The sequence below is a fragment of the Delftia sp. ZNC0008 genome, from assembly GCF_000799035.1.
In the GTDB taxonomy this organism is placed as follows: Bacteria; Pseudomonadota; Gammaproteobacteria; order Burkholderiales; family Burkholderiaceae_C; genus Comamonas; species Comamonas tsuruhatensis.
This window is the reverse complement of sequence record NZ_JTKZ01000946.1, coordinates 13,801-15,639: the sequence shown is the minus strand read 5'-3', so window position 1 is coordinate 15,639 and position 1,839 is coordinate 13,801. Positions and strand designations below refer to the sequence as shown.

1 protein-coding gene is annotated in these 1,839 nt (G+C 64.4%); it reads right to left on the bottom strand.

Annotation, left to right across the window (positions count from 1 at the left end; all coding sequences use genetic code 11):
• On the bottom strand, positions 1 to 1,839 hold a 1,839-nt coding region (locus L995_RS30475), incomplete at both ends, for a DNA gyrase subunit A (RefSeq protein ID WP_231574570.1).

Here is a 1,839-nt window from a genome sequence, read left to right as displayed (position 1 = left end):
CCGCGTCTTGGTGCCTCGGCCATGGCGCGTGTACTCGACGATGGACGTGCGCTTGCCGTAGCCGTTTTCCGTGGCCGTGAGCACGCTTTGCGATTCGTCCTCGGCCACCAGCATCGCGATCACGCTCTGGCCCTCTTCCAGGGTCATGCCCTTGACGCCACGCGCATTGCGGCCCATGGGGCGCACGTCGTTTTCGTCGAATCGAACGGCCTTGCCGCCGTCGCTGAACAGCATTACGTCATGCTTGCCGTCGGTGAGGGCTGCGCCGATCAGGAAGTCGCCCTCGTCCAGGCCCACGGCGATGATGCCGGCCTTGCGCGGGTTGGAGAACTCGTCCAGCGCCGTCTTCTTCACGGTGCCCATGCTGGTGGACATGAACACATAGTGGTCGGCCGGGAAGCTGCGGTACTCGCCCGTCAGCGGCAGCACCACGTTGATCTTCTCGCCATCCTGCAGAGGGAACATGTTGACGATGGGGCGTCCGCGCGAGCCGCGCGAACCTGCGGGCACTTCCCAGACCTTGAGCCAGTACAGGCGGCCGCGGTTCGAGAAGCACAGCAGGTAGTCGTGCGTGTTGGCGATGAACAGCTGATCGATCCAGTCGTCTTCCTTGGTGGCCGTGGCCTGCTTGCCGCGGCCGCCGCGCTTTTGCGAGCGGTACTCGGACAGCGGCTGGCTCTTGATGTAGCCCGTGTGGCTGAGCGTGACCACCATGTCGGTGGGCGTGATCAGGTCCTCGGTGGACAGGTCCTGCGCGCTGTACTCGACCGTGCTGCGGCGGGCTCCGACCTTGCTCTGGCCGAACTCGGCCTTGATCTGCTTGAGTTCGTCGCCAATGATGGCCGACACGCGCTCGGGCTTGGACAGGATGTCCAGCAGGTCCTCGATGACGGACATCACGTCCTTGTACTCGGCGACGATCTTGTCCTGCTCCAGGCCGGTCAGGCGCTGCAGGCGCATCTGCAGGATTTCCTGGGCCTGGGTCTCGGACAGGCGGTACAGTCCATCTGCCTGCATGCCGAATTCGCGCTCCAGGCCATCGGGGCGGTAGTCGTCGGCATTGACCACGCCGCCGTCGGTACGGGTGCGCGTCAGCATCTCGCGCACCAGCTTGCTGTCCCAGTTGCGCGTCATCAGCTCGGCCTTGGCCACAGGTGGCGTGGGCGCGTTGCGGATGATGGCGATGAAGTCGTCGATGTTGGCCAGCGCGACCGCCAGGCCTTCCAGCACATGGCCGCGCTCGCGCGCCTTGCGCAGTTCATAGACCGTGCGGCGCGTGACCACTTCGCGGCGGTGCTGCAGGAAGACCTCGACCAGATCCTTCAGATTGCACAGCTTGGGCTGGCCATCGACCAGCGCCACCATGTTCATGCCGAAGGTGTCTTGCAGCTGGGTCAGCTTGTACAGGTTGTTGAGCACGACCTCGGGCACTTCGCCGCGCTTGAGCTCGATCACCAGGCGCATGCCCGACTTGTCGGACTCGTCCTGGATGTGGCTGATGCCCTCGATCTTCTTTTCGTGCACCAGCTCGGCCATGCGCTCCTGCAGCGTCTTCTTGTTGACCTGGTAGGGCAGCTCATCGACGATGATGGCCTGGCGCTGGCCGCGGTCGATGTCCTCGAAGTGGCACTTGGCACGCATCACCACGCGTCCGCGACCCGTGCGATAGCCCTCCTTGACACCGTTGATGCCATAGATGATGCCGGCCGTCGGGAAGTCGGGCGCGGGGATGATCTCCATCAGCTCGTCGATGGTGGCCTGGGGCGTCTGCAGCAGGTGCAGGCAGGCGTCCACCACCTCGTTGAGGTTGTGCGGTGGAATATTGGTGGCCATGCCCAC